Here is a 25198-nt window from a genome sequence, read left to right as displayed (position 1 = left end):
GCATGACGGCGATGCGTGATTCTCCTGCGCGCCCACGCCCACGGCGCGTGCTCCCACCGCTTCCACGCGCCCCGCTGCCGCTCTGGGCCGCCGTCCTGGCAGCCGGCGGCGCGGCGCTGCTGATGGATCTCGCCTACCCGGACACCGGGATCTGGGGGCTTGCGTTCCCCGCGACCGCCCTTCTGCTTCTGGCGCTCAACGGCCGCCGGGTGGGGGGAGCGCTGCTGGTGGGCGCCGTCTACGGCATCCCGTTCTTCGGTCTACTGGTGTCCTTCACGGCCCGTTATCTCGGTCCGGTCCCGTGGGCGGCGCTGAGCGTCGTCGAAGGCGGACTCACGGCGCTGGCGGCGGTCCCGATCGCCCTCGCGTACCGGTGGATGCCACGCGCCTTCCCGGGACGCGCAGGCAGACTGCTGGGGCTGCCCGCCGTCGTCGCCGCCCTCTGGGTGGGTCGCGAGCTCTTCGTCGGCTCCTGGCCGTACGGCGGCTTCCCCTGGGCGCGACTCGGCATGACTCAGGCGGAGAGTCCGCTGGCCCATCTCTCGTCCTGGGTGGGTATCAGCGGCCTGAGCTTCCTCATGGTCCTCTTGGTGGCGATGATCGGCGAGATCGTGCGGCTCCGGGCGTGGGTCCGCCCGGCTGCCCTCGCCGCACCGGCGGTCGTCGTCGTGGTGCTGCTGTTCACGCCGCTCTTCCCGACGTCGTCGACCGGTTCCATGCGGATCGCCGCCGTGCAGGGCAACGGCCCGACGGGCTACTTCGACGAACGGGAGCCGTTCGCGGTGATCCAGGCGCAGACCGATGCGACCGAGCCGCTGTACGGCGAGGACGTGGACCTGCTGGTGTGGCCGGAGGGCTCCCTGGACGCGGATCCCTTCGAGTACGAAACCATCGCGCGCCGGATGAGCCTCGTCTCCGCGCGCATCGGGGCGCCACTGCTCGCGAACGCCGCGACCGCCAGGGATGACCGCTTCTACAACACCTCGATGCTGTGGACAGCCGACGACGAGGCCGGCCAGATCCACGACAAGCGGCATCCGGTGCCGTTCGGCGAGTACGTGCCCGATCGCGCGTTCTACAACGCGCTCGCCCCGGACCTCATCGGACTGCTGCAGCGTGACTACACGCCGGGCTCGAACTCGCCGACGGTCGAGGTCGACGGCGTGCCGATCGGCCTCGCGATCTGCTTCGACGTGATCTACGACGACGTGATCTCCGCCGGCATCGCCGACGGGGCCCAGGTGCTCGTGTTCCAGACGAACAACGCGGACTTCCGAGGCACGGACGAGAACCTGCAGCAGCTCGCGTTCGCGCGGATGCGCGCCATCGAGACCGGCCGCAGCGTGGTCAACGTCTCGACCGTCGGCACCAGTCAGATCATCCGCGCCGACGGGTCGACGGTCAGCCGGCTGGACGCGGATGAGGCCGGAGCGCTGCTCAAGGATGTCGAGCTGCGTTCCGGCCTCACGGCGGGTGTCGTCGTCGGCCCCTGGCTGCAGCAGCTGCTGCTGTGGGGCGGGCTGGGCGCGCTGATCGTCGGGTGGTGGCGCGCCCGTCGTCGGCCTTAGGCGCCGATCTTCTCGCGGGTGGGGTCCTCGCCGGCACCCCGGCGGCTGCGGATGTAGGCGAGGCGCTCCTCCAGGAGCTCCTCGAGCTCGGCGCGCGTGCGGCGCTCCATCAGCATGTCCCAGTGGGTGCGGGCGGCCTTCTCATCGCTGGTGTCGAGCGTCACGGCCTGGCCGTCGACGTTCAGGCGGGCGTCCGCGCCACAGGCACGGCACTCCCAGGTCTGCGGCGGCTCGGCGTCCGCCGCGAACATGAGGTTCGTGACGTGGCCGCATGCGTCACAGGTGTAGGTGGTCTCACGGCGCTCCATGAAAACGACGCCCTCTTCGCTCTGTAGGCTCTGGGCGCCGAGTCGGATGCCGCGCAGGCTGCGATCTGCCATTGTGTGGTCCTCTCGTCGCTGTCAGGTATAACGCTCGAGCCTGTGCGCTTCATCCGAGGAGGGGGAATCCAGGCAGGATTCACAGCGGAATCCCAGCGCGAAGGGTCAATCGCGCGCGAGGGTCGTCAGGGCGAGGTCGGCACGGTCCGACACGATGCCGTCGACGCCCGCCCCGATCAGGCGGGTCATGTCCGCGGGGTCGTTCACCGTCCAGACGTGAACCTCGACGCCATGGCGCTGGGCGGCGCGGAGGAGGGCGGGTGTGAGGACGCGCAGGCGGCCCTGGAATTCGGGGATCTGCACCGCGTCGATCCCCCGGAGGGCGCGGGCGGGGGAGAGGCGGGCGGCCGAGAGCGCGCGGAGCGAGGCGATGGTGCCGCTGCCGCCCGACGTGGCAGGACGCACCTCGGCGCCCGCGCCGAGGGCGGAGGCCAGTGCCGTGCGGCGGCGGGTGTCGGAGAAGCTCGTGACGAGCACCCGCTCGGCGTACGGCGCCACGATGGCGCCCAGCGGGCCGGCCGCGGCATCCGTCTTCACATCGATGTTGAAGCGGATGCCGGGGAAGGCGTCGAGGGCCTCCGCGGCGGTCAGCAGCCCGCCGTGCGCGGAGAACATCTCCCGCAACTCCCTGGTGCGCACCGCGGAGACGCGGCGAGAGTCACCGGTCAGGCGTGTCAGCGTGTCGTCGTGGAACAGCACCACGTCGCCGTCGGCGGTGACACGGCAGTCGGTCTCGATGTACTCGACCCCGGCGGCGTGGGCGGCCGCGAACGCGGCGGCCGAATTCTCCCAGACACCGGAGTCCTCGCCCGCTGCGGTCACCAGACCGCGGTGAGCGAGGACCCGAGGGTGCCGTGCCGTGTCGAAGTACGGGTGCGTCACGCGCCAGGAGTGCTGTTCGGTGTCTGCCCCGGCTTCGGCGTGAACGCGCTGCCGATTCCCTTGAGCGCCTCCGTGAGCTCGCTGGGGATGATCCACAGCTTGCTCGACTGGCTCTCGCTGATCTTCGGGAGCATCTGCAGGTACTGGTAGGCGAGGAGCTTGTCGTCCGGCTGCCCCTGGTGGATGGCACTGAAGACGTTCTGGATCGCCTCGGCCTCACCCTGCGCCCGGAGCACCGCGGCCTGCTTGTCGCCCTCGGCCTGGAGGATCGCCGCCTGGCGCTGCCCCTCGGCCTCGAGGATCTGCGACTGCTTCGAGCCCTCGGCCGTGAGGATCGCCGCGCGACGGTCGCGCTCGGCGCGCATCTGCTTCTCCATCGAGTCCTGGATGGAGACGGGCGGGTCGATCGCCTTCAGCTCGACGCGGCCGACGCGGATGCCCCACTTGCCGGTCGCCTCGTCGAGGACGACGCGCAGCTGGCCGTTGATGTTGTCGCGGCTGGTGAGCGCCTCCTCGAGGTTCAGGCCGCCGACCACGTTGCGGAGCGTGGTCGTGGTGAGCTGCTCGACCGCCCCGAGGTAGTTGGCGATCTCATAGGTCGCGGCGCGAGCATCCGTCACCTGGAAGTAGACGACCGTGTCGATGGAGACGACGAGGTTGTCCTCGGTGATCACCGGCTGCGGCGGGAACGACACGACCTGCTCGCGCATGTCGATGAGCGGGCGCAGCCGGTCGATGAACGGCACGAGGATGTTCAGACCGGGCATGAGGGTCTTGTGGTACCGCCCGAGACGCTCCACCACGCCGGCCGTGGCCTGCGGGATGATGCGGATGGACCGGGCGATGGTCACCACCACGAAGATGAGGACGGCGATCGCGAGGATCCAGCCGATCGCGGTCGGGATGAGCGATGAGTCGTCCACTGGTTCTCCTAGTCGTTGACGGGACGGACGATGGCGGTGGCGCCGTTGATCTCGCTGATGGCGACGGTCGCGCCCTGCGGGATCGGCATGGTGCCGGCGGTGCGAGCGGTCCAGGTGTCGCCGTTGCTCAGCTTGACCTGACCGGAGACCTGGGTGATCTCGTGCAGCGCGATGCCGCGGAGGTCGATCAGCGCGTCGACGTTGGACTTGGTCGGATCCTCCCCGCGCCGCAGACGCCGCAGGAGCGGCGGCCGGAGGAAGAGGATGAAGAGGGCGGCCGCCGCGGCGGCGACGATCACCTGCGCCCACACGGGCAGCCCGACGAGATCGGTGACGAGACCGACCGCGCCGCCGAAGCTCAGCATGAGGAACGTGAAGTCGAGCGACAGCATCTCGATCACGAGGAACACGGCGATCAGGACCAGCCACCCGATCCAGGCCCATTGGTCGATGAACGTCACGAAGGTTGCGAAGTTGTCCATGCGGCCTCCTTTGCGGTCAACCTATCACGCAGGGAGGATGCGATCCCCGCGCGACGAAGGGGTCGCTTGGTAATGTGAGTGAGCCGTGCGATCACGGCGATTCGCGCATCATGAGGAGTCACCGTGACCGACGTTCTTCCCGCAGGTTCCCTCGACGGCAAGGTCGCCCTTGTCACCGGCTCGTCGCGGGGCATCGGCGCCGACACCGTCCGCTACCTCGCGGAGGCAGGTGCTGACGTCGTCATCAACTACCGCAACAAGGCGCCCCGCGCGGAGAAGCTCGCGAACGAGCTGCGCGAGCTCGGCCGGCGCGTGCTCGTCGTGGGCGCCGACCTCACCGACCCGGCATCCGTCGCGAGCATGTTCGACGCGGTGAAGGCCGAGTTCGGGCGCCTCGACGTTCTCGTGCTGAACGCCTCCGGCGGCATGGAGTCGGGCATGGCAGAGGACTACGCCCTGACCCTCAACCGTGACGCGCAGCTGAACGTGCTGAACGCAGCCACGCCCCTCATGGGCGAGGGCTCCCGCGTCGTGTTCGTCACCAGCCACCAGGCCCACTTCATCCGCACGACGCCGACCATGCCCGAGTACGAGCCCGTCGCGCTGTCCAAGCGCGCGGGCGAGGATGCGCTGCGCGAGCTGATCCCTGGCCTCGCCGAGAAGGGGATCGGCTTCACGGTCGTTTCCGGCGACATGATCGAGGGCACGATCACCGCGACCCTGCTCGAGCGCGCGAACCCCGGCGCCATCGCCGAGCGCCGTGAGTCGGCAGGCAAGCTCTACAACGTATCGGAGTTCGCCGCCGAGGTCGCTCAGGCCGTCGTCGACCCCGTGCCGGCGGACAACACGCGCCTGGTCGGAGACGTCAGCGCCTTCGCGGCGGAGTGACCTGAGAGCCGCAACGTGTCGGCCCCGTCCTGCGCTGTGCAGGACGGGGCCGATCCGTGTGCGAGAGGATCGCCTATTCGGCATCCGCTCTGAACGCGTCGGCGACCGCCTTGGCGTCCCGTCCCAGCGTGATGGCGCGGACGATCTGGACGACGCCGAGGACGACGAGCGACGCTCCGAGGAAGATCCAGAGAACGACGCCTGCCGCGAGCACGTTGAAGAGCACGTAGATGCCCGCGAACAGGCTGAGGAGGGCGTAGACGAAGGTCCACACCCGGGAGCCGTCGCTGCCGAGCAGGGTCAGGGAGACGACGCCGTCGACGATCCAGCTGATGCCGATGAAGACGACCACGACGATCGCGAGCGTCGCGGCCGCGGCGCCCAGGTTGGCGAACGCGATGACGCCTGCGACGATGTACAGCAGGCCGAGCAGGATGTGTCCGACGCGCGCCCAGCCGCCCTTGGCGCCCGAGAAGATGCCGAGACCGATGTAGACCAGTCCGGCGATGATGAGGTAGGAGGCGAAGATCCCCGTGACAATCACGGCGGACTTCACCGGCCAGACGAGCAGGACGATGCCGGCCAGCAGAGCCAGCGCGCCGGAGACCGCGAGGGATATGCGGATGCTCTTGAAGACCGACTTCGCGTCGGCGATCAGTTCAGACATGGATGTGCCCCTTTCTGAGAGGACCCTGTGAGGACGCTGTCAGCGTAGCGCCGCCTGGCGCGAAACGGGGGAGGGCCTGCCGCACCGCGTCGCGCGGGTTCACGGAGGGAGATGAGCCGTCATGGCAGGATCGAGGGGTGGCTCCTGTCGATGATGCGCGGTTGCGCGACCTGACCGCGATGCGCAAGGTGCGGGATCGGATCGACCGCGAGTACGCGCAGCCGCTGGACGTGCCGGCACTGGCCGCGGGAGTGCACATGTCGGCCGGGCACCTCAGCCGGCGCTTCAAGGACACCTTCGGAGAGTCGCCCTACTCGTATCTGATGACCCGCCGCATCGAGCGGGCGATGGCGCTGCTCCGGCGAGGCGACCTCAGCGTCACGGAGGTCTGCTTCCAGGTGGGTTTCCAGTCGCTCGGCACGTTCAGCACCCGCTTCTCCGAGCTCGTCGGGCGCTCGCCCAGCGACTACAGGGCGAAGCCCGAGCCCGGTCCCGGCATCCCGTCCTGGGTGGAGAAGCAGGCGACGAGACCGATCAGGAATCGAGAAGCGCCCGCACGGCGCGATGGGTAGCGTCGGGGACATGAACATCTCCATCAACGCCAGTTTCCTCCCGCATACCGACGCCGAGGCCTCGGTGGCCTTCTACCGCGACATCCTCGGATTCGAGGTCCGCAAGGACGTCGGCTACGAGCAGATGCGCTGGGTGACCGTCGGCCCCGTCGGCCAGCCCGACACCGCGATCGTCCTCACGCCGCCCGCGGTCGACCCGGGGATCAGCGAGTCCGAGCGTGCGACCATCCTCGAGCTCATGGCGAAGGGCAGCTACGGCGGGATCGTGCTCGCGACGCCGGACGTGGATGCCGCTTACGCTGAGATCGAGGCCAAGGGCGCAGACGTCGTCCAGGAGCCGATCGACCAGCCGTACGGCATCCGGGACTGCGCGTTCCGAGACCCGGCCGGCAACATGGTGCGTCTCCAGCAGAGCGCCTGAGGAGAGAAGAGGACAAGGATGCCGCAGCACCTCGCCGACAGCCATGACATGATCCGCGTGCAGGGAGCACGCGAGAACAACCTGAAGGACGTGAGCGTCGAGATCCCGAAGCGTCGCCTGACGGTGTTCACGGGGGTCTCCGGCTCAGGGAAGAGCTCCCTGGTGTTCGACACCATCGCGGCCGAGTCCCGGCGGATGATCGACGAGACGTACAGCGCGTTCGTACAGGGCTTCATGCCGTCGGTGCCGCGCCCCGATGTCGACGTGCTCGAGGGGCTGACCACGGCGATCATCGTCGATCAGGAACGGCTCGGAGCCAACCCCCGATCGACCGTCGGCACGGTGACCGACGCGAACGCGATGCTGCGGATCCTCTTCTCCAAGCTCGGACAGCCGTACATCGGCGGCCCGACGGCGTTCTCCTTCAACATCCCCACGCAGAAGGCCAGCGGCGTGATGACCGGGCCGGGCGGAGAGAAGAAGATCGTCAAGGACGCGATCTACCTCGGCGGCATGTGCCCGCGCTGCGAGGGGAGGGGAGCGGTGTCCGATCTCGACCTGGCGCAGATCGTCGACGAGTCGAAGTCGCTCGACGAGGGCGCGATCATGGTGCCCGGGTACACCGCCGACGGCTGGATGGTGAAGGGGTTCTCGGAATCCGGGTTCTACCCGGCGGACAAGCCGATCTCGTCGTTCACGGACAAGCAGCGGCACCTCTTCCTCTACGGCGAGGTCACCAAGGTCAAGATCTCGGGGATCAACATGACCTATGAGGGCCTGATCCCGAAGATCACCAAGTCGATGCTGTCGAAGGACATCGAGGCGCTGCAACCGCACATCCGCGCGTTCGTCGAGCGCGTGGCCACGTTCGCGACCTGCCCGGAGTGCGACGGCACCCGCCTCACCGAGGGCGCCCGCTCGTCGAAGATCGAGGGCGTGAGCATCGCCGACGCCTGCCGGATGCAGGTAACGGACCTCGCCGAGTGGGTGCGCGGGCTCTCGCTTCCGGGGGCGGGGCCGCTGCTGGAAGCGCTCAGCCACAATCTGGACGCGTTCGTCACCCTGGGCCTCGGGTACCTGTCGCTGGAGCGCCCGTCAGGCACGCTGTCCGGGGGAGAGGCGCAGCGGATCAAGATGCTCCGCCACCTCGGATCCTCCCTCACGGACGTCACCTACGTCTTCGACGAGCCGACGATCGGGCTGCACCCGCACGACATCCAGCGGATGAACGGGCTGCTGCTGAAGCTGCGCGACAAGGGCAACACGGTCCTCGTCGTGGAGCACAAGCCCGAGACGATCGCCATCGGCGACCATGTCGTCGACCTCGGTCCCGGTGCGGGCAGCGCGGGTGGAGAGATCTGCTTCGAGGGCACGGTGGAGGGTCTCAAGACGAGCGGCACCCGCACCGGGAACCATCTCGACGACCGGGCGACGCTGAAGGGCGCCGTGCGCGCCGCGACCGGGGCGATCGAGGTGCGCGGAGCGACTGCCAACAACCTGCAGAACGTGGACGTCGACATCCCGACCGGCGTGCTCACGGTCGTCACCGGCGTCGCGGGCTCCGGCAAGAGCTCGCTGATCCACGGGTCGGTCTCGAAGCGCGAGGGCGTCGTGTCGATCGACCAGAGCGCGATCAAGGGATCCCGCCGCAGCAACCCGGCCACGTACACGGGGCTGCTCGAGCCGATCCGCAAGGCGTTCGCGAAGGCCAACGGCGTGAAGCCGGCGCTCTTCAGCGCGAACTCCGAGGGCGCCTGCCCGACCTGCAAGGGCGCCGGAGTCATCATCACAGAGCTCGGCTTCATGGACACCATCGAGACGCCATGTGAGGACTGCGGCGGCAAGCGCTTCCAGGCGAGCGTGCTCGAGTACAGGCTCGCGGGCAAGGACATCACAGAGGTGCTCGACCTGCCGGTATCCGAGGCGAGGGCGTTCTTCTCCGAAGGGGAGGCCAAGCTGCCCGCCGCGGCGGCGATCCTCGGACGTCTCGAGGACGTGGGACTCGGCTACCTCTCCCTGGGGCAGCCGCTGTCGACGCTGTCAGGCGGCGAGCGTCAGCGCATCAAGCTGGCGATCCAGATGGGGGAGAAGGGCGACGTCTACGTACTCGACGAGCCCACGACGGGTCTCCACCTCGCGGACGTGCAGAACATCCTCAGCCTCCTGGATCGCCTGGTCGATTCCGGGAAGACCGTGATCGTGATCGAGCACCACCAGGCCGTGATGGCGCACGCCGACTGGCTCATCGACATCGGCCCCGGTGCCGGCCACGACGGCGGCCGCGTCGTCTTCGAGGGGACTCCGGCCGAACTGGTATCCCAGAAGTCGACGCTCACGGGGGAGCACCTCGCGGAGTACGTCGGGGCGTGAATCCGGCAGCCGTCGGGCGGCGCGTGAGCGGACCGCCCGACGGTTCAGAGCATCAGCCGTTGACGTACGTGTAGAGGTTGTTCGTGTTGCCGTTCTTCCCCGTGACCGACGCATTCAGCAGCACGCGATGGTTGGGGGCGTAGACGCGGATCGCGTCCGTCTTGTAGGAGAAGTAGCCCTGATCGAAGCCGTAATCCTGCGGCGTGCTGACCATCAGGTCGGTGTAGGTGGGAACGCCGTACACCGGCCCCGCCTTCACGAGCACCGCGCACATGTAGTTGCCGTCGCGGTAGACGCCCACACGAGCGAGGACCGTGCCCGCGCTGTTCTTGATGGCCTTCGTCGCGACGTGACTGCCCTTGCACGATGAAGAGTACGTCGCGGCGTTCGCGGTCGCCGGCACCGCCACGGTCAGGCTCGCGGCGAGCAGGGCTGCGCCGAGACCGGCGACCAGGCGCTTCTTGATGGACTTCATGTCTTCCTCCCACGATCGAGCGCCCGATCGGCGCTTCCTGTGGCGATTATCGTCATCGCACGGAGCATCCGGACATGGGGAGGACTGCCCTGCCCATGACCGCCCCGGAGTGGTTCGTCAGCTCAGTCCCGGGAGGCGAGGATCGTATAGGTGCACGGGATGAGATCACGCTCCGACTGAGGCCACGCGAACCCGTGCGGGACCTCGACCATCCGCGGGCTGAACCGCCAGGGGAGCACCTTGCCCTCGCCGAAGTGGCGCAGCCGAAGGCCCGCACCCAGCAGCGAGCCGATGATCTCGGACAGCGGATGCGGCCATTCATAGGTGCGGGGGTGGGCGACCGTTCCTGCGCCGACGTACGTCGATTCGTCATCCCAGCGCTGGGCGCGTCCGTCGCCGAAGTACGGGTATCGCGTCGTCAGGTTCTCGGCGTTCTCATCGAGCGCGTACAGAGCCGGATGCCCGTCGCGGATGTAGAAGACCCCGCCGGGGCGCAGCAGCTGCGCGACCTGCGCCGCCCAGCGATCCAGATCGTCGAGCCAGGTGATCGTGCCGATGCTCGTGTACACGACATCGAAGTCACCGGATACCGCGGCACGGGCGTCCAGCACGTCGGTCTCGACCCATGTGGCGTGCACGCCGTGACTCTCAGCGAGCTCCCTGGCCACACGCAGCGCGGACGCCGAGAAATCGACACCCGTGACAGTGGCGCCGGCACGGGCCAGCGAGAGGGTGTCCGTGCCGATGTGGCACTGGAGGTGACAGAGGTCGAGTCCCCGGAGGCTCCGGGACGGCAGGTACGGTGTCAGCGCCTTGAGGTCGTGTGCGACGACGTCGCTGAGATGCGCTGGATCATCGAACGCGTCAAGGCCGTAGGCGTCCCGGTGCAGCGGCACGCGATCGTCCCAGTTCTGCAGGTTCGCCGCCCGCGCCGATTCCCAGTCGATCTCGACAGTGCTTCCGTCCATCTGCCGAGCCTATCGATCGATCCCGAACCGCCCCTCTCGCGCGGCCCGGAGTAACACCGATAATGCACCTTATGTCAGTACGCTGAGATCAAGCGCTTCCCCGCACCAAGGCTCTTCCCTCATGCGACACCCCTCCCTCGGAGGCCGCGCTGTACACGTCCAGACCGCCGGGCACGATCGTGATCGTCGCCGCCGCGCCGTGGTCCGGTCCGAGCGGTGCGCTCAGCGTCACCTCGCCGTCGTGCGCTATGGTCAGCGCCTGCCCTGCTGCGCGCGCCTCGATCCGCACGCTGCTCGCCGTGAAGGCCTCGATCGTCGGTGGCCGTCCGCGCCCGGGGACACGATCCAGCACGGCGGATGATCTCATGCCGAGGGCCAGTGCGACGAGACCCCGCAGCCGCGACATCCGGCCCGGGGCGTGCAGCACACGCACGTCGAGCACAGCGTCGTCGAGGCGCCGTCGCTGAAGCGGCACCGTGGCCGGGGACCGGCTCTCCCCCACGGCGACCGCCACCGACCAGACCAGTGCCGGGCGTCCGTCGATGCGAACGGCGATCGTCTCGGCGCGAGACAGCGCCTTAATCGCCGCGATCAGTGCCGCGAGCGGCTTGCCGAGCTTCTTCTCCATCGACTCCCTGGCTGCGACGAATTCGGGATAGATGCCGATGGACGCCGCGTTCAGCACGGTGATCGGCTCGCTCTCGTCGATGGCGAGCTCTGCCACGTCGACACGGCAGCCCGACCCGGAGCGGATCGCCTCGATCCCCTGCTCGAGCGTGGCGGTGCCGACTGTACGTGCGAAGTGGTTGAACGTGCCGCCAGGGAATGCCAGGAGCGGGATCCGTGCGCGTCGGGCGACGTCGGCGACGGACGCGACCGAGCCGTCTCCTCCCCAGATCCCGAGCACGCGGGGTGGGCTGTCCGACGCGAGCGCCTCACGAACGATCGCGGCGACGTGGTCACCCTGGTCGAGAACGTGGAGCTCGGCGCCAGGCAGCGCCTCTGTGAGGAACTCCACCGGGTCTGGCCGGAACGGATCGATTCCCGACGAGGGGTTGATGAGCACGGATGCACCGCCGCCGTCTGCAAGCGCCGGGAGGACGACCCGCGGCACCGTCGGCTCGTCGGCCGGAGCCGGTCGCGCCGGCACCAGCATCCGCCCGGCGCCCGCGACCGCTGCCCCGAGCGCCGCTCCCCCGACGACGTCCGAGAGCCAGTGGGCGCCCGTGTGCAGCCGCGAGTATGCGACCGCCGCTCCGAGCGGCGCGAGCGCCAGGCCTGCCCGGCGGGATTCGAGGGCGACCCCCGTCACGAAGGCTGCGGCCGATGCGGAATGCCCCGACGGGAACGAAGCAGAAGTCGGAAAGGATTTGAGCCGGCGGGGCACCGGCACGTCCTTGAGCAGAGGCCTGTCCCCGCCGAAGATCCGCTTCCCGATCAGGTTGGCGATCGCGCTGCCCGCGACGAGCGACGCGATGCCGCGCACCGCGCCGCGCCGGGCCGCTCCCCCGAGGATCACGAGTGTGAACGCGACCGCAAGCCAGAGGCGGCTGCGATCGGCGAGGTGCGACAGCTGCGCGAGGCGTCGATCGAGGCTGGGGAGATGGCGATGCCCGTTGATCATGCCGGCCACGCGGGCATCGATGCGGCGCACCCAGCGCGGCAGGATGCTGGCGCGCCGGATCAGGATACGCGGATGTGCGAGCAGGCCCATGTCTCGACACTAGGTCGGGCTGGGCCCTCGATTCGAGGGCTTTACACCTCGGGCTCTTCCTGCAAGGCACGCACCTCGATACGGCACTGCAGCGCATTCGACGCCTTCACAGCCCACGCCACGGCGGCGTCCTCATCCGCTGCGTCGATCACCCAGAATCCGCCCACGTAGGCGTCCGCCTCGACGAACGGCTCGTCCAGCACGCGCGTCTCCCCCGTGCTGACATCGACGGTCTTCGCGGTCGAAGGCGGGTTGAGCCCGCCTGCGAACACGAACGCGCCCGTGTCCTTCAGCTCGGTGTTGAAGGCGTCGACGGCGGCCAGAACGGCCGCGAGCTCCTCCGGGTCGAATTCCTGCATCGACTCCATGGTCGGTTCGGTGGCCGTGTCGTGCGGCACGGTCAGGAAGTACTGGGTCATGATCGATCCTCTCGTCTCGGGGTCACGCTCTGTCACCCTCTCACCTCTTCGTCGAACGAGACAGGGCCGGATCGACACGGAGCGCAGAGAGTTCTCGATGCAGCAGCCGATGACGTCGTCAGTGTTCTTGCGCTCGACCGCTCGGTCGAGAGGATCCGGAACACCCCCGCGTCGCCGGGATGCTGCGGCCGAAGCAGCAGGCCTTCGCTCTCGAGGGCGTGGAGCTCACCGTCGGGCTTCCCTCCCCTGCGGCGCATATGCCGCAAGGAAGAGATCGACGGCCCGCGAGACCGGCGTCGACTCCGAACCACCACCGAGCAGTCGTGCATTGAGCGGAGCCCCGACGACGAGCCAGGTGAACTGCTCCGCCGCGGCCGCCGGGTCCTCCACCCGGAGCCGGCCGGACGCGGCGATCCCGCCGAGCGCCTCGGCGAGATCGCCGATATTGCGCTCCCAGCTCTCCGCGAGATAGGTGGCGGCGACGTCGGGCCTTGTCGCCGCTTCCGCCGTGACCAGGCGCCGCATGGCGAGCACGGGCTCGCTGAGGATGCCGGCGCGCATCGTGTCCGCCAGCTCGACCAGTCCCTCACGAAGGTCGGCGCTCCCCTGCAGCCGCTCCAGCCCCGGACGCATCGCGTCCCGACCCGCCGCGGCCCACTGCCGCACGACTGCGGCGTACAGGGCGCTCTTCGATGCGTGCTCGCGGTACAGCGACGCCTTGGAGATGCGCGCTCTCCGCGCGACCTCGTCCATCGACGTGCCGGCGTAGCCCCGCTCGAGGAACACCTCGCGGGCGATCGACAGGAGGTCCTCCCCCGTGCTGCCTGCCGGGCGGCCCCGCGTTCGCATCGTCGTCGTCATGGATCCCACTTTAGTACTTGACAGTTTCAAAAGCACGCCCTATGTTCAGTACCAGGTAGTACTAAAGGAGGTATCATGATCGCTCTGGGCATCGCCGTCGCCACGGTCGTCTCGTTCATCGCGAGCGCGGCGCTCTACTCGCTCCCGCCGGTCGCCGCGCTGGTCACGCGCACCAGCACCCCGCGTCCGGGCGTCTCCGTCCCGCTGCAGATGGCGTCGGTGCTGCTGCGCAGCCTTCTCGCCTCATGTCTGATCGCAGGACTCATGGCCGCCGCCGACTGGCACGGCCCGTTCATCGGAGGACTCCTCGGCCTCGCCCTCGTGATCATACCGCTGATCCTGCTGCTGGGCGGCGTCGTGCACGAGAACACAGCCCCTTCCGCCGCCGGCATCCATCTGGTCGACTGGATCGTCAAGCTCACGCTCATCGGCGTCATCGTCGGCCTCTTCATCTGAATCGCAACGAATCGCAACGGATCGGAGCAGAAACATGCCGAACACCGGCCCTCTGGACATCACCTTCACCGCCACCCTCGGCAAAGTACGAGAGGGCGACACCTGGACCTGCGTGCAGCTGCCGGACTCGGCCACCGTCTTCGGGACCCGCGGACTCGTCAAGGTCGCCGGAACCGTCGACGGCGCGCCCTTCCGCGGCGCCTTCATGGCCCTCGGCGACGGCACGCACAAGCTTCCCGTCGCTGCAGCCATCCGCAAGACCGTCGGCAAGACGGACGGCGACGAGGTGACCGTCCATCTCACTGAGCGCCTGAGCTGAAACCCCGCGGTCCCGTGCGAGGCTGGATGCATGCCCGGCACCCACATCCGACCCTGGGACGGCGGCGACGATGAGCTCCGCGCCGTCGCCGACGTCTATGCCGACGCGTTCGCCGAACCTCCCTACGACGAGAACCCCGAGGACAGTCGCACGGAGATCATCGCGCGGATCCGTCGCTACGCGGCGGAGAAGCCCCGTTTCCGCCTGCTTCTGGCGATGGCGGACGACACGGTGGCGGGATTCGTCCTCGGCACAGGCATCGGACCCGGCGACTGGTGGTGGGGGCGCCTCGATGCCGCACTCTCGGATGAGGCGCGTGCGGAATGGCTCCGTCCGCAGCAGTTCTCCGTCGCCGAGCTCGCGATCGCAGCAGGCCGTCGCCGATCCGGCCTCGCCCGGGACCTCATGACGGCGGTGCTCCGGGATCTGCCGTACGACACCGCCCTGCTCGGCTGCTATCGGGATGCCGAGCCCGCGAAGCGGCTCTACGCGTCACTCGGCTGGACCGTCATCGACGCCGCGGCGCAGATCACACCGAACCGTCGCATCCAGGTGATGGGGCTCCGGCTCCCGGCGACATGAGCGCCGGAGCGCGCAGCGCACAGGAGTAGCGTGGAAGACGTGCCCCAGGTGTCCCACTCCCCCGTCTCCGCACCGGGGTGGCGTGCATGGCTGATCTGGACCGTCGGCGTCGCCGCCTACGTCCTCGCCGTCACGAACCGCACCTCGCTCGGTGCCGTCGGCGTCGACGCCGCCGAGCGCTTCCAGGCGGACGCCTCCACGCTCGCCCTGTTCGCCGTCGTGCAGCTCGCGGTCTACGGCGGGATGCAGATCCCCGTCGGCGTGCTCCTCGACCGCTACGGCTCACGGCCCATCATGACGATCGGCATGCTCCTGATGGCGGTCGGGCAGCTGACCATGGCCCTCTCCCCCGGCATCGGCATCCCGATCTTCGCCCGCATCCTGCTCGGCGCCGGCGATGCGGCCGTCTTCCCTGCGGTGCTCCGGCTCGTCGCGACCTGGTTCCCCGCGCAGCGTGGTCCGCTGATGGTCCAGTTCACCGGCATCCTGGGTCAGGCCGGTCAGCTGATCGCCCTCGTTCCGCTCGCGGCGCTCCTGCACGCCACGACCTGGACGATCACCTTCGGGAGCGTCGCCGGACTCGGCGTGCTCTTCACGATCCTCGTCGCCGTCGTGATCCGCAACCACCCGCCCGAGCGAGGCGCGGACGTCAGCATCGACACCGACACCGGTGTGATCCGGGTCGTCACGTCCGCGATCGACACCGGTGTCGGCATCCGCGCGGCCTGGGCGCACCCCGGCACCCGGCTCGCGTTCTGGTCGCATTTCACCGCGCCGTTCGCGGGCACGGCTTTCGTGCTCCTCTGGGGGATGCCGTACCTCACCGCGGCGCAGGGACTCGACGCCGCCCACGCCGCCGGCATCATCTCCGTGTACGTGATCGCCGGAATGGCCCTCGGCCCCGTGATCGGCGATCTGTCGCGGCGGATGCCGTACCGCCGGTCCTTCGCCCTGGTCCTCCCCGCGGTGGGTGTCCAGATGGCCGCGTGGATCGCCGTTCTGGCGCTTCCCGGGCCGGCGCCGCTCTGGCTCCTCTATGTGCTCGCCGTCGCGCTCGCATCCGGTGGCCCCGCGTCCATGATCGCCTTCGACCACGCCCGCACGCACAACCCTTCGCACCGCCTGAGCACGGCGACCGGTGTGACGAACGCGGGCGGCTTCATCGCCGCCCTCATCGCGATCTTCCTCATCGGCCTCGCCCTCGACCTTCAGGGTGCGGGAACGCCCGAGACGTACTCGTTCGAGGCGTTCCGGGTGGCGTTCCTCATGCCGATCCCGCTGTGGGTGCTGGGCGTCGTCTTCATCGTGATCGAGCGCAAGCGCACCCGCATCCGGATGGGACTGGAACCGGATCGTCGTCGCTGAGCGCACGTAGGATGAGCGACATGCCCGCTTTCACGTTCTCGAACGACACTTCCCGAATCGACCGCGCGCAGGTGCACGCATGGCTGAGCGAGGGCGCGTACTGGGCGAAGGGTCGCGCTCGTGACGTGCAGGACGCCGCGATCGACGCCTCCCGCAACTACGGCATCTGGGATGCGTCGGGAGCGCAGGTCGCCTACGCGCGGGTCGTCACCGATGCCGTGACCTTCGCCTGGCTCTGCGACGTCTTCGTGGCCGAGGACGCCCGCGGACAGGGCGCAGGCAAGATGCTCGTGGAAGGGGTGATCGACGATCTCGCCCCCCTCGGGATCAGGCGCATCCTCCTCGCGACGGCGGATGCACACGGGCTCTACGAGCGGTTCGGGTTCGCGGCGCCGGGGGATCCGAACCGCTACCTCGTCAAGATGATGGCCTGAGCCGCCTCACCTGGTCCGGGGCGTCCACCCGAAGGGGATCGAACCGTCGACGATCGCGTTCTCACGATCGGCCCGCGCAGACCAGCCCTGCGCTTCGCCCGGGGTTTCGAACGCACCGCGCGCGACGCGGAACCCGACGTCCTCATGGTGCATGCGCGGGGCCCCGCCGCGCCGCACGGAGGCGCGCACGCTCCATGCGTCGTCGGCGAAGCCGCCCCCTCGGAACACCCGGTCGTCGTCGTACCGGGCCGGGTCGAGGAGATCCCAGCACCACTCCCAGACGTTCCCGAGCGTGTCGAACAGGCCGTTCAGGTTCGGGAGCCGGCGGCCGACGTCCTGCGGCGTACGCACGCCGTCGGCACTCGTCCACGCCGCCTCGGCGAGCGGGGCGTAGTGCGGCCCGGTGGAGCCCGCGCGGCAGGCGAACTCCCACTCGGCCTCCGTCGGCAGCCGGTAGCCGTCGGCTGTGACATCCCAGGACACGTCCTCGCCGTCGAAGCGGTAGACGGCGTCGAGGCCCTCCCACTCGGATGCCGCGTTGCAGAAGTGCACCGCGCGCAGCCAGCTCACGTCCGCCGCGGGGCGTCGTGGATGCCGCGACGGCACCGGCAGCACCTCTGCGAGCTGCTCCTCGGTGATCGGGAAGACGCCGATCTCGAAGTCCTCCAGTTCCACCGTGCGCTGCGCCCTCCGCCGGGCGTCATGGAGGGTGACCGTGCCGCCGCGGATGCGGCGCATCTCGATGTCCGCCACGGCGTCAGGAGGCAGCGGCGTGCGGCGTGCGCTCGACCCAGGTCGGATACTTGGCCGCACGCCCGTCACCCGAAGACGTGCGCGTGACGCGCCGCTTCACCCAGGGACCGACGTGCTGCCGGTAGTAGCGGAATCCCGACGGCCCCGCCTGCGCCGCCGAGCGGGGCGCCCACCACGTCGCCGGCGGTTCGTATCCCAGGGCGTGCAGCACGCGCGCCGCCACGCGATGATGGCCGGCCGCGTTCATGTGCAGGCGATCCTCCGACCAGTACTGCGGCTCGGAGAGCTCACGATCGGGCCAGTTCAGAGCGCGGACGACGTCGTTACGGCCGGCGACCCGCCTCAGCACGGCCTCGGAGAGCAGGTCGCCGCGGCGCTGCACGAGAGAACCCATCGGGAGCTGTCCGCTGGGGTTCGCACCGGAGAGGAGGATCATCGTGACGCCCTCCTCGTCGCAACGGCGGAGTACGCGACTGAAGGCGTCGGCGATGTGCTCGAGGTCCGCTCGAGGGCGCAGCATGTCGTTGCCGCCGCCGTTGAAAGACAGATGTGTGGGTCGGAGGGCGAGAGCCGGCTCGAGCTGCTGGTCGACGATCGGCCAGGCGAGACGGCCGCGGATGGCGAGGTTCGCGTACTTGATCGGATGCCCTGCCGCATCCGCCCACCCCTGTGCGACCAGATCGGCCCAGCCGCGTTCCCGGCCGTCTGGGAGCACGTCGCCGACGCCCTCCGTGAAGGAGTCGCCGATGGCCACGTAACGCACTTCTGTCACCGGTCCAGCCTATTCCTCGAGCGGAGGACTCAGCGGTCGTCCAGGGCGATCCCCCGTCGGTCGATGAGGCCCCAGGCCGCCACGGCGGCGGTGAGGAAGCAGGCCCCGAAGATCACGAAGAGCAGCGGCGCGCCGCCGGCGAGCAGCAGCGCGGGCACGGCGAGCGGAGCGACGATGGAGGCGATGCGCCCGACGCCAGCCGCCCAGCCGCTGCCGGTGCCGCGCAGGGACGTCGGGTAGATCTCGGGTGTGACGGCGTACAGCGCGCCCCACGCTCCGAGGTTGAAGAACGAAAGCGCCATGCCGGACGCGATGATCGCCGGCTCCGTCGTCGCGGTGCCGAAGAAGAGGGCGGAGGCCGCGGACCCCACCAGGAACACGGAGAGGGTCGTGCGACGGCCCCAGACCTCGATCAGCCACGCCGCCACCGCGTAGCCGGGCAGCTGGGCCAGAGTGATGATCAGCGTGAAGCCGAAGGATCGCACGAGGTCGAACCCCGCGTCGACGAGGATGCTCGGGATCCAGATGAACGCCCCGTAGTAGGCGAAGTTGACGCACAGCCAGATCAGCCAGAGGCAGACCGTCCGCCACCGGAACTCCGGGTGCCACAGCGTCGTGACCCGCGCGCGCGTCGTCGCCGTGATCGCGCGGGACGGCGGCTCCTTGCGGATCGCCGGCCCCGCGACGATCCCTGCGTCCAGCTCGAAGGATGTCACGATGCGCTCCGCCTCGGCGATCCGCCCCCGGGAGGCGAGCCACCGTGGCGATTCCGGCATCCCCCACCGCACGACAAGCGCGTAGACGGCAGGGATGGCGCCGAGCGCGAAGGCCCACCTCCACCCCGATTCGGATGCCGGGATGACGAGGAAGCCGATGAGAGCCGCCGCGGTCCAGCCGAGAGCCCAGAAGGCCTCGAGGATCACGATCAGACGGCCGCGGATACGCGCCGGGGCGAACTCGCTGACGTAGGTGGATGCCACCGGCAACTCGGCGCCGAGGCCGAGCCCCACGAGGAACCTCAGCACGAGCAGCATCGCGATGCCGCCGACGAGGGCACTCGCTCCGGTCGCGACTCCGTAGACGAGCAGGGTCAGGGCGAACACCTGACGGCGGCCGAGGCGATCCGCGAGGAGTCCGCCGAGCGCGGCGCCGAGCGCCATGCCGATGAAGCCGACGGAGGCGATCCAGCCCGCCTCCGTCTTCGTGAGCGCCCACTGCTGCCCGAGCGCCGCGATGACGAAGGAGATGAGGCCGACATCCATCGCGTCGAGCGCCCAGCCGACGCCGGAGCCGGTCAGCAGGCGCAGGTGGTGTCGCGTGAACGGCAGCTCGTCGAGGCGTCCGGCGAGAGACGCACGGCTGGGAAGGGCGGTGTCGGCCATGCCCTCATCGTAGAGCGCGCGCGACCTGCCGGCGCGACGCTCAGCCGCGGGCGTCCAGGAGCCGCCGCACCCGCGGGATGACCTCGGTGCCGTAGAGCTCGATGCTCTTCATCATGTCCTCGTGCGCCATGGTGCCGGTCGCGTACTTCATGTCGAAACGTCCGAGGCCGAGAGCGGTGACCGTGTCGGCGATCTTGGCGGCGACCCGGTCCGGCGAGCCCACATAGAGCGCGCCCTCTGGCCCGACGTCGTTCTGGAAGCGAGCGCGGCTGTAAGCCGGCCAGCCGCGCTCCCGGCCGATGGTGTTGTTCATGGCCTCGAACCCGGAGTACGCGGCATCCCAGGCCTCCGCGTCCGTCGCGGCGATGTGACCGGGCGAGTGCACGGACACCGGGTGTGCGGTGGTGCCGAAGGAGGCGACGGACCGGTGGTAGAGGTCGACGAACGGCTTGAACCGGATGGCCGGGCCCCCGATGATCGCGAGCATCAGCCCGAGGCCGTGACGGGCGACGCGGACGACGGATTCGGGGCTGCCGCCGACACCCACCCAGGTGCGCAGGCCCTTCTCCGTCTTCGGGAAGACGTCCGCGTTCTCGAGCGGGGCCCGCATCGTCCCGGACCAGGTGACGGGCTGCTCCTTCAGCAGTTCCACGAACAGCTCGAGCTTCTGCTCGAACAGCGCCTCGTAGTCGCGGAGGTCGTAGCCGAAGAGGGGGAACGACTCGATGAACGACCCGCGCCCGAGCACGACCTCCGCGCGACCGTTCGACACGGCGTCGAGGGTCGAGAACCGCTCGAAGACGCGCACCGGATCATCGGAGGACAGCACGGTGACCGCGGTGCCGAGACGGATGTTCTCGGTGCGCGTCGCGATCGCCGCCAGCACCATCTCCGGCGCCGAGACGGCGAACTCCGGACGGTGGTGCTCCCCCACGCCGAAGAAGTCGACGCCGACGCGGTCGGCGAGCTCCGCCTGCGCGACGATGTTGCGGATCGTCTGCGCCCCGCTGAGGAGCTCACCGTCCGCGCCGCGGGTGATGTCTCCGAATGTGTCCAGACCGAACTCGATGCCCATGTCACGCCTTCCTATTCAGGTGAATGAACACGAGCCGGTCCGGACGCATTCCCGTCAGCGCGAGAGCAGCGCGGTGCGCAGGGTGTCGAGACCGACGCCGCCCATGTCGAGCGCCCTCTTGTGGAACTCCTTGATGTCGAAGCCGGCGCCGCGCTCGGCCTGGTACGCGTCGCGGACCTGCTCCCAGATGCGCTGACCGACCTTGTACGACGGCGCCTGCCCCGGCCAGCCGAGGTAGCGGTTCACCTCGAACTGCACGAACTGATCGGACATGTTCACGTTCCTGCGCATGAAGTCCAGCGCGTAGTCGGCATCCCAGACGCCCTCGCCGTCGAGACGCGGCTTTCCGAGGTGCACGCCGATGTCGAGCACGACGCGTGCGGCGCGCATGCGCTGACCGTCGAGCATGCCGAGGCGGTCGGCCGGGTCATCGAGGTAGCCGAGCTGCTGCATCAGGCGCTCCGCGTAGAGCGCCCAGCCCTCGGCGTGACCCGAAGTGCCGGCGAGCAGACGGCGCCACGAGTTCAGCTCAGCGCGGTTGTACACCGCCTGCGCGATCTGCAGGTGATGACCGGGGACACCCTCGTGGTACACGGTGGTGAGCTCGCGCCACGTGTCGAACTCGGTGACGCCCTCCGGCACCGACCACCACATGCGGCCGGGTCGCGAGAAGTCGTCCGTCGGGCCGGTGTAGTAGATCCCGCCCTCCTGCGTGGGAGCGATCATGCACTCGAGGGTGCGGATGGCCTCCGGGATGTCGAAGTGCGTGGCGCCGAGCTCTGCCACGGCGCGGTCGCTCGTCTCCTGCATCCAGCGCTGCAGCGCCTCGGTGCCGACGAGCTTGCGGGCGGGGTCCGATTCGAGGTGCGCGACGGCCTCCTCGACGGAAGCCCCAGGAAGGATCTCGTTCGCGATCGCCGTCTGCTCGGCGACCATGCGGGCGAGCTCCTCGCGGCCCCACTCGTAGGTCTCGTCGAGGTCGATCGTGGCGCCGAGGAAGCGCCGCGAGTTCAGGGCGTAGAGCTCACGGCCGACGGCGTCCTGCTCGGAAGCCACCGGTGCGAGCTCCTCGGCGAGGAAGCCGCGCAGCTCGTCGTAGGCCACCCGGGCCGCGGCGGAGTTGTCGGCGAGCTTCCGGGCGAGCGAGGCGGGGAGGCTGCCCTCCTCCGGCGCGGCGTCGGCGACGAACGCGGCGAAGAAGCCGTCGTCAGCGGTGTACCGGGTGATCTGCGTGGCGACCTCGGCGACCTGGCGGCGGGCTGGCATGACCCCCGCGGCGATGCCCGCCCGCAGCGTCTCGACGTAGCCGCGGAGAGCCTCGGGAACCGCACCGAGACGGGTCGCGATCACGTCCCAGTCGTCGGCGGTGGCCGTCGGCATGAGGTCGAATGCGGCGCGCACGTCCTGCGCAGCGGAGGCGATCACGTTGAGGTCGCGGAGGTGCCAGTTCGCGTCGTGCAGCTCGAGATCGAGAGTGAGCTCCGCCGTGAGGTCGGTCTTGGTCACCTCGTCGATCGCGTCGACCGGCTCCAGGGCGGAGAGCTTCTGCAGGGTGGCGCGCGTGGCCGCGGCGATCTCCTCGTGGCCGGCCGGGCTCAGATCGCCGAAGCGGTCGTCGACCTCGCTGCGGCCGATGTACGTGCCGAGCGTCGGGGCGAGCACGACGATCGTGTCGACCCACTCATCGGCGACCTTGTCGATGGCAGACGGAGTGCGGGGGGCTGAAGTCATCCGTCCAGCCTAAACCCCGGCACCCCGTCGCAGCATCCTCGGAACTGCGTCGCAGCCGTGCGTCAGTGCGCGGCTTCGTTCCAGTCGCGTCCGCGCCCGACCTGCACGTCCAGCGGAACCGACAGCTCGGCCGCTCCGCCCATGCGCTCGCGGACGATCCGCTCGGCGGCAGCCCACTCCCCCGGAGCCACCTCGACCACGAGCTCATCGTGGATCTGCAGCAGGACCCGCGAGGCCAGGCCCTCCGCGCGGAGGTCGTCGTGGATGCGGAACAGCGCGATCTTCATGATGTCGGCCGCGCTGCCCTGGATCGGCGCGTTGAGCGCGGCACGCTCGGCATTCTCCCGCAGCACCCGGTTCGGGCTGGCGAGGTCGGGGAACGGACGCCGGCGGCCGAAGATGGTCTCGGTGTAGCCGACCTCCTTCGCCTTCATCACCGACGCGCGCAGATAGTCGCGCACGGCGCCGAACCGGGCGAAGTACTCGACCATCAGCTGCTTCGCCTCGGACTGCTCGATGCGCAGCTGCTTCGAGAGTCCGAACGCGCTGAGACCGTAGACGAGGCCGTAGGACATCGCCTTGACCTTGGTGCGCATCGCCGCCGTCACATCGGCGGGAGCGACGCCGAACACGCGGGCGCCGACGAAGCGGTGGAGGTCCTCGCCGCTGTTGAACGCCTCGATGAGGCCCTCGTCTCCGGAGAGGTGCGCCATGATACGCATCTCGATCTGCGAGTAATCCGCCGTGAGCAGCGATTCATAGCCCTCACCGACCTCGAACGCGCTGCGGATGCGGCGCGACTCCTCCGTGCGCACGGGGATGTTCTGCAGGTTCGGGTCGGTGCTCGACAGGCGACCGGTCTGGCTGCCGGTCTGCACATAGGTCGTGTGGATGCGGCGGTCCTCCCGGATGGCGGTGTCCAGCGACTCGATGATCTGCCGGAGCTTCGTCGCCTCGCGATGCTGGAGCAGGAGGCCGAGGAACGGATGGGGGTTCGACTCCTGCAGATCCGCCAGCACGGCGGCATCCGTCGAATAGCCGGTCTTCGTCTTGCGCGTCTTCGGCAGCTGGAGGTCGTCGAAGAGCACCTCCTGCAGCTGCTTCGGAGAGCCGAGGTTGAACTCGCGGCCGACGACGGCGAACGCCTCCTGGGCGAGCACGTCGGCGCGCGCCCCGAGCTCGCCGGAGAAGCCGGAAAGGACCTCGTGGGAGACGGCGACGCCCGCGACCTCCATGTCGGCCAGGGTCAGCAGCGTCGGCAGCTCGATGTCGGTGAGCACCGCCGCGACCGGCTCGGGGATGTCTTCGCGCAGAGCCGTCGCGACGCGCAGTGCGAACCACGCCTCCTGCGACGGGGTGGCACCCTCGGTCTCGGGAACGAGCTGCGAGGGGTCGGCCTCGGGGAGCTTCTCGCCGAGGTAGCGCTCGACGAGATCGCCGAGGGTCTTGTCGGGGAAGCTGGGCCGCAGCAGCCAGCCGGCGAGGCTGGTGTCGTAGGCGAGGCCCTGAAGTCGGATGCCCGCACGCAGCAGCGCCTTCACCTGCGGCTTCGCGTCGTGGAGGGCCTTCGGCCGGTCCGACTCGATCCACCCCTTCACGGCATCCGCAGCGGCGTCGCTCCAGTCGAACTCGCGGAGCTCGGTCTCCGTCGCCGCGCCGATCCGGCTCGGCACGCCTCCCTGGGTCACGATGCGCAGGGCGACCTCACCCGTCTGCGCGTGCGCCCAGGCGGCGAAGTCGGCCGCAGTCACCTGCACGGGCTCGGGGAGCACGACGACGGATGCGGGGTCGTCGGCCACCTCGCCGGCGCCGACCGCCTCGAACACGCGCGGCAGGAGCGTGCGGAACTCGAGCCGGGCGAAGATGTCGCGGACGGCCTGCGCGTCGATCGGCGTCACCGCGAGGTCGGCCGGTGCGACGGGAAGCTCGACATCGGTCAGCAGCCGGTTCAGCTTGCGGTTGCGGCGCACGTCGTCGATGTGATCGCGGAGGTTGCCGCCGACGACGCCCTTGATCTCGCCGGAGCGCTCGAGCAGCTCATCGAGCGAGCCGAACTGGGTGAGCCACTTGACCGCGGTCTTCTCCCCCACCTTCGGCACGCCGGGGAGGTTGTCGCTGGTCTCGCCGACGAGCGCGGCGACGTCCGGGTACTGCTCCGGGCGCACGCCGTAGCGCTCCTGCACCGTCGCCGGGTCGTACCGCTTGAGCTGGGACACGCCCTGCACGGACGGGTAGAGCAGCGTGACCTCATCCGTCACCAGCTGGATCGTGTCCCGGTCGCCGGAGACCACGAGCACGTCGTACCCCTGCTCCGCCCCCTGCGTGGAGAGCGTGGCGAGGATGTCGTCGGCCTCGAAGCCCTCCTTCGTGAGCACAGGGATCGACATCGCCGCGAGGCAGTCCTGGAGGAGCGGGATCTGCCCGCGGAACTCCTGCGGGGTCTCCGAGCGGGTCGCCTTGTACTCCGGGTACTCGTCGGTGCGGAACGAGTGCCGGGACGTGTCGAACGCGACCGCGACGTGCGTGGGCTGCTCCGCCTTGATGAGGTTCACGAACATGGACAGGAAGCCGTAGATGGCGTTCGTGTGCTGGTTGTCCTTCGTCGTGAAGTTGTCGACCGGGAGGGCGAAGAAGGCGCGATAGGCGAGCGAATGGCCGTCGACGACCATGAGGGTAGGCTTTGCGGAGTCCGTCACTCTGCCAGCCTAACGAGGACGGCAGACACCCGCTGAGGAGGAA

General features: G+C 69.4%; 26 protein-coding genes. 10 read left to right on the top strand and 16 right to left on the bottom strand.

Annotation, left to right across the window (positions count from 1 at the left end):
- The first annotated feature begins 11 nt into the window (after positions 1 to 11).
- Positions 12 to 1568, top strand: a complete 1557-nt coding sequence (gene lnt / locus G6G98_RS02355) for an apolipoprotein N-acyltransferase (RefSeq protein ID WP_164233748.1) — start codon at positions 12 to 14, stop codon at positions 1566 to 1568.
- On the opposite strand, the gene G6G98_RS02350 is transcribed toward lnt, so the two are convergent.
- The 4 genes from G6G98_RS02350 to G6G98_RS02335 form a co-directional block, all read right to left on the bottom strand.
- Complete coding sequence (locus G6G98_RS02350; RefSeq protein ID WP_067351887.1) at positions 1565 to 1948, bottom strand: RNA polymerase-binding protein RbpA; 384 nt, start codon at positions 1946 to 1948, stop codon at positions 1565 to 1567. The two genes, lnt and G6G98_RS02350, sit on opposite strands and share 4 nt — an antisense overlap.
- A 105-nt stretch (positions 1949 to 2053) precedes the next feature.
- On the bottom strand, positions 2054 to 2830 hold the full coding sequence (locus tag G6G98_RS02345) for a glycerophosphodiester phosphodiesterase family protein (RefSeq protein WP_067351889.1): 777 nt from the start codon (positions 2828 to 2830) through the stop codon (positions 2054 to 2056).
- Complete coding sequence (locus G6G98_RS02340; protein WP_164233749.1) at positions 2827 to 3753, bottom strand: SPFH domain-containing protein; 927 nt, start codon at positions 3751 to 3753, stop codon at positions 2827 to 2829. The genes G6G98_RS02345 and G6G98_RS02340 overlap by 4 nt, the downstream gene beginning before the upstream one ends.
- An 8-nt stretch (positions 3754 to 3761) precedes the next feature.
- Positions 3762 to 4235 carry an NfeD family protein gene (locus tag G6G98_RS02335; RefSeq protein ID WP_164233750.1) on the bottom strand — a complete coding sequence of 158 codons (474 nt, stop codon included), beginning with the start codon at positions 4233 to 4235 and terminating at the stop codon, positions 3762 to 3764.
- Positions 4236 to 4358: 123 nt separating this feature from the next.
- Here G6G98_RS02335 and G6G98_RS02330 point away from each other — a divergent pair, with 123 nt between their 5' ends.
- The gene (locus tag G6G98_RS02330) at positions 4359 to 5123 is read left to right on the top strand and encodes an SDR family oxidoreductase (RefSeq protein ID WP_164233751.1); all 765 of its coding nucleotides are present in this window, start codon (positions 4359 to 4361) and stop codon (positions 5121 to 5123) included.
- Positions 5124 to 5196: 73 nt separating this feature from the next.
- On the opposite strand, the gene G6G98_RS02325 is transcribed toward G6G98_RS02330, so the two are convergent.
- Positions 5197 to 5790 carry an HdeD family acid-resistance protein gene (locus G6G98_RS02325; protein ID WP_164233752.1) on the bottom strand — a complete coding sequence of 198 codons (594 nt, stop codon included), beginning with the start codon at positions 5788 to 5790 and terminating at the stop codon, positions 5197 to 5199.
- A gap of 179 nt (positions 5791 to 5969) precedes the next feature.
- Here G6G98_RS02325 and G6G98_RS02320 point away from each other — a divergent pair, with 179 nt between their 5' ends.
- The 3 genes from G6G98_RS02320 to G6G98_RS02310 are packed head-to-tail and all read left to right on the top strand — an operon-like array spanning position 5970 to position 9153.
- The gene (locus tag G6G98_RS02320; protein WP_164233953.1) at positions 5970 to 6362 is read left to right on the top strand and encodes a helix-turn-helix transcriptional regulator; all 393 of its coding nucleotides are present in this window, start codon (positions 5970 to 5972) and stop codon (positions 6360 to 6362) included.
- Between the two features lie 10 nt (positions 6363 to 6372).
- Positions 6373 to 6783 (top strand): VOC family protein, encoded by a 411-nt coding sequence (locus G6G98_RS02315; protein ID WP_067351906.1) that lies wholly within the window; start codon positions 6373 to 6375, stop codon positions 6781 to 6783.
- A gap of 18 nt (positions 6784 to 6801) precedes the next feature.
- Complete coding sequence (locus G6G98_RS02310; protein ID WP_067351909.1) at positions 6802 to 9153, top strand: ATP-binding cassette domain-containing protein; 2352 nt, start codon at positions 6802 to 6804, stop codon at positions 9151 to 9153.
- 52 nt (positions 9154 to 9205) lie between these two features.
- Here G6G98_RS02310 and G6G98_RS02305 read toward each other — a convergent pair whose 3' ends face one another.
- From G6G98_RS02305 to G6G98_RS02285, 5 genes are all read right to left on the bottom strand, one after another.
- Entirely contained in the window at positions 9206 to 9628 is a 423-nt protein-coding gene (locus G6G98_RS02305; RefSeq protein ID WP_067351913.1) for a hypothetical protein, read from the bottom strand.
- A gap of 122 nt (positions 9629 to 9750) precedes the next feature.
- Entirely contained in the window at positions 9751 to 10596 is an 846-nt protein-coding gene (locus G6G98_RS02300; RefSeq protein WP_164233753.1) for a class I SAM-dependent methyltransferase, read from the bottom strand.
- An 88-nt stretch (positions 10597 to 10684) separates the two neighbouring features.
- The gene (locus G6G98_RS02295) at positions 10685 to 12310 is read right to left on the bottom strand and encodes a bifunctional phosphatase PAP2/diacylglycerol kinase family protein (RefSeq protein ID WP_067351918.1); all 1626 of its coding nucleotides are present in this window, start codon (positions 12308 to 12310) and stop codon (positions 10685 to 10687) included.
- A gap of 41 nt (positions 12311 to 12351) precedes the next feature.
- Positions 12352 to 12729 (bottom strand): YciI family protein, encoded by a 378-nt coding sequence (locus G6G98_RS02290; RefSeq protein ID WP_164233754.1) that lies wholly within the window; start codon positions 12727 to 12729, stop codon positions 12352 to 12354.
- Positions 12730 to 12954: 225 nt separating this feature from the next.
- On the bottom strand, positions 12955 to 13590 hold the full coding sequence (locus tag G6G98_RS02285) for a TetR/AcrR family transcriptional regulator (RefSeq protein ID WP_164233755.1): 636 nt from the start codon (positions 13588 to 13590) through the stop codon (positions 12955 to 12957).
- Between the two features lie 75 nt (positions 13591 to 13665).
- Here G6G98_RS02285 and G6G98_RS02280 point away from each other — a divergent pair, with 75 nt between their 5' ends.
- Genes G6G98_RS02280 through G6G98_RS02260 form a run of 5 tightly spaced genes read left to right on the top strand, consistent with a single transcriptional unit; the run spans position 13666 to position 16746 of the window.
- Positions 13666 to 14046, top strand: coding sequence for a DUF1761 family protein (locus tag G6G98_RS02280; RefSeq protein ID WP_164233756.1), 381 nt, complete (start codon positions 13666 to 13668; stop codon positions 14044 to 14046).
- Positions 14047 to 14080: 34 nt separating this feature from the next.
- The gene (locus G6G98_RS02275) at positions 14081 to 14365 is read left to right on the top strand and encodes a DUF1905 domain-containing protein (RefSeq protein WP_164233757.1); all 285 of its coding nucleotides are present in this window, start codon (positions 14081 to 14083) and stop codon (positions 14363 to 14365) included.
- Positions 14366 to 14395: 30 nt separating this feature from the next.
- A complete protein-coding gene (locus G6G98_RS02270) occupies positions 14396 to 14947 on the top strand; it encodes a GNAT family N-acetyltransferase (protein ID WP_164233758.1) in 552 nt (183 codons plus the stop codon).
- A 39-nt stretch (positions 14948 to 14986) separates the two neighbouring features.
- Entirely contained in the window at positions 14987 to 16312 is a 1326-nt protein-coding gene (locus tag G6G98_RS02265; protein ID WP_164233759.1) for an MFS transporter, read from the top strand.
- A 20-nt stretch (positions 16313 to 16332) separates the two neighbouring features.
- Positions 16333 to 16746 (top strand): GNAT family N-acetyltransferase, encoded by a 414-nt coding sequence (locus G6G98_RS02260; RefSeq protein ID WP_347877961.1) that lies wholly within the window; start codon positions 16333 to 16335, stop codon positions 16744 to 16746.
- A 6-nt stretch (positions 16747 to 16752) separates the two neighbouring features.
- Here G6G98_RS02260 and G6G98_RS02255 read toward each other — a convergent pair whose 3' ends face one another.
- The 6 genes from G6G98_RS02255 to polA all read right to left on the bottom strand — a co-directional run bounded on the left by G6G98_RS02255 (position 16753) and on the right by polA (position 25155).
- Complete coding sequence (locus G6G98_RS02255; RefSeq protein WP_084788339.1) at positions 16753 to 17484, bottom strand: SUMF1/EgtB/PvdO family nonheme iron enzyme; 732 nt, start codon at positions 17482 to 17484, stop codon at positions 16753 to 16755.
- 19 nt (positions 17485 to 17503) lie between these two features.
- Positions 17504 to 18262 (bottom strand): SGNH/GDSL hydrolase family protein, encoded by a 759-nt coding sequence (locus G6G98_RS02250; protein ID WP_067351949.1) that lies wholly within the window; start codon positions 18260 to 18262, stop codon positions 17504 to 17506.
- 38 nt (positions 18263 to 18300) lie between these two features.
- Positions 18301 to 19653, bottom strand: coding sequence for an MFS transporter (locus tag G6G98_RS02245; protein WP_164233760.1), 1353 nt, complete (start codon positions 19651 to 19653; stop codon positions 18301 to 18303).
- Positions 19654 to 19693: 40 nt separating this feature from the next.
- A complete protein-coding gene (locus tag G6G98_RS02240) occupies positions 19694 to 20728 on the bottom strand; it encodes an LLM class flavin-dependent oxidoreductase (RefSeq protein ID WP_067351956.1) in 1035 nt (344 codons plus the stop codon).
- Between the two features lie 54 nt (positions 20729 to 20782).
- A complete protein-coding gene (locus G6G98_RS02235; RefSeq protein ID WP_164233761.1) occupies positions 20783 to 22459 on the bottom strand; it encodes a DUF885 domain-containing protein in 1677 nt (558 codons plus the stop codon).
- Between the two features lie 62 nt (positions 22460 to 22521).
- The gene (gene polA / locus G6G98_RS02230) at positions 22522 to 25155 is read right to left on the bottom strand and encodes a DNA polymerase I (protein ID WP_208321409.1); all 2634 of its coding nucleotides are present in this window, start codon (positions 25153 to 25155) and stop codon (positions 22522 to 22524) included.
- Between the last annotated feature and the right edge of the window lie 43 nt (positions 25156 to 25198).

It is taken from the genome of Microbacterium hydrocarbonoxydans (genome assembly GCF_011752045.1).
Classification (GTDB): domain Bacteria; phylum Actinomycetota; class Actinomycetes; order Actinomycetales; family Microbacteriaceae; genus Microbacterium.
The sequence above is the reverse complement of the archived record's forward strand: the minus strand, read 5'-3'. Positions and strand labels throughout refer to the sequence as shown.

What these genes read in the sequence shown, in the direction of transcription:
- G6G98_RS02320 (WP_164233953.1), top strand. Translation starts at nt 5,970, where the DNA reads ATGCGCAAGGTGCGGGATCGGATCGACCGCGAGTACGCGCAGCCGCTG.
- G6G98_RS02290 (WP_164233754.1), bottom strand. Translation starts at nt 12,729, where the DNA reads ATGACCCAGTACTTCCTGACCGTGCCGCACGACACGGCCACCGAACCG.
- G6G98_RS02325 (WP_164233752.1), bottom strand. Translation starts at nt 5,790, where the DNA reads ATGTCTGAACTGATCGCCGACGCGAAGTCGGTCTTCAAGAGCATCCGC.
- G6G98_RS02235 (WP_164233761.1), bottom strand. Translation starts at nt 22,459, where the DNA reads ATGACTTCAGCCCCCCGCACTCCGTCTGCCATCGACAAGGTCGCCGAT.
- G6G98_RS02305 (WP_067351913.1), bottom strand. Translation starts at nt 9,628, where the DNA reads ATGAAGTCCATCAAGAAGCGCCTGGTCGCCGGTCTCGGCGCAGCCCTG.
- lnt (WP_164233748.1), top strand. Translation starts at nt 12, where the DNA reads ATGCGTGATTCTCCTGCGCGCCCACGCCCACGGCGCGTGCTCCCACCG.
- G6G98_RS02335 (WP_164233750.1), bottom strand. Translation starts at nt 4,235, where the DNA reads ATGGACAACTTCGCAACCTTCGTGACGTTCATCGACCAATGGGCCTGG.
- G6G98_RS02270 (WP_164233758.1), top strand. Translation starts at nt 14,396, where the DNA reads ATGCCCGGCACCCACATCCGACCCTGGGACGGCGGCGACGATGAGCTC.
- G6G98_RS02285 (WP_164233755.1), bottom strand. Translation starts at nt 13,590, where the DNA reads ATGACGACGACGATGCGAACGCGGGGCCGCCCGGCAGGCAGCACGGGG.
- G6G98_RS02255 (WP_084788339.1), bottom strand. Translation starts at nt 17,484, where the DNA reads ATGCGCCGCATCCGCGGCGGCACGGTCACCCTCCATGACGCCCGGCGG.
- G6G98_RS02245 (WP_164233760.1), bottom strand. Translation starts at nt 19,653, where the DNA reads ATGGCCGACACCGCCCTTCCCAGCCGTGCGTCTCTCGCCGGACGCCTC.
- G6G98_RS02280 (WP_164233756.1), top strand. Translation starts at nt 13,666, where the DNA reads ATGATCGCTCTGGGCATCGCCGTCGCCACGGTCGTCTCGTTCATCGCG.
- G6G98_RS02275 (WP_164233757.1), top strand. Translation starts at nt 14,081, where the DNA reads ATGCCGAACACCGGCCCTCTGGACATCACCTTCACCGCCACCCTCGGC.
- G6G98_RS02315 (WP_067351906.1), top strand. Translation starts at nt 6,373, where the DNA reads ATGAACATCTCCATCAACGCCAGTTTCCTCCCGCATACCGACGCCGAG.
- G6G98_RS02295 (WP_067351918.1), bottom strand. Translation starts at nt 12,310, where the DNA reads ATGGGCCTGCTCGCACATCCGCGTATCCTGATCCGGCGCGCCAGCATC.
- G6G98_RS02310 (WP_067351909.1), top strand. Translation starts at nt 6,802, where the DNA reads ATGCCGCAGCACCTCGCCGACAGCCATGACATGATCCGCGTGCAGGGA.
- G6G98_RS02300 (WP_164233753.1), bottom strand. Translation starts at nt 10,596, where the DNA reads ATGGACGGAAGCACTGTCGAGATCGACTGGGAATCGGCGCGGGCGGCG.
- G6G98_RS02350 (WP_067351887.1), bottom strand. Translation starts at nt 1,948, where the DNA reads ATGGCAGATCGCAGCCTGCGCGGCATCCGACTCGGCGCCCAGAGCCTA.
- G6G98_RS02240 (WP_067351956.1), bottom strand. Translation starts at nt 20,728, where the DNA reads ATGGGCATCGAGTTCGGTCTGGACACATTCGGAGACATCACCCGCGGC.
- G6G98_RS02260 (WP_347877961.1), top strand. Translation starts at nt 16,333, where the DNA reads ATGCCCGCTTTCACGTTCTCGAACGACACTTCCCGAATCGACCGCGCG.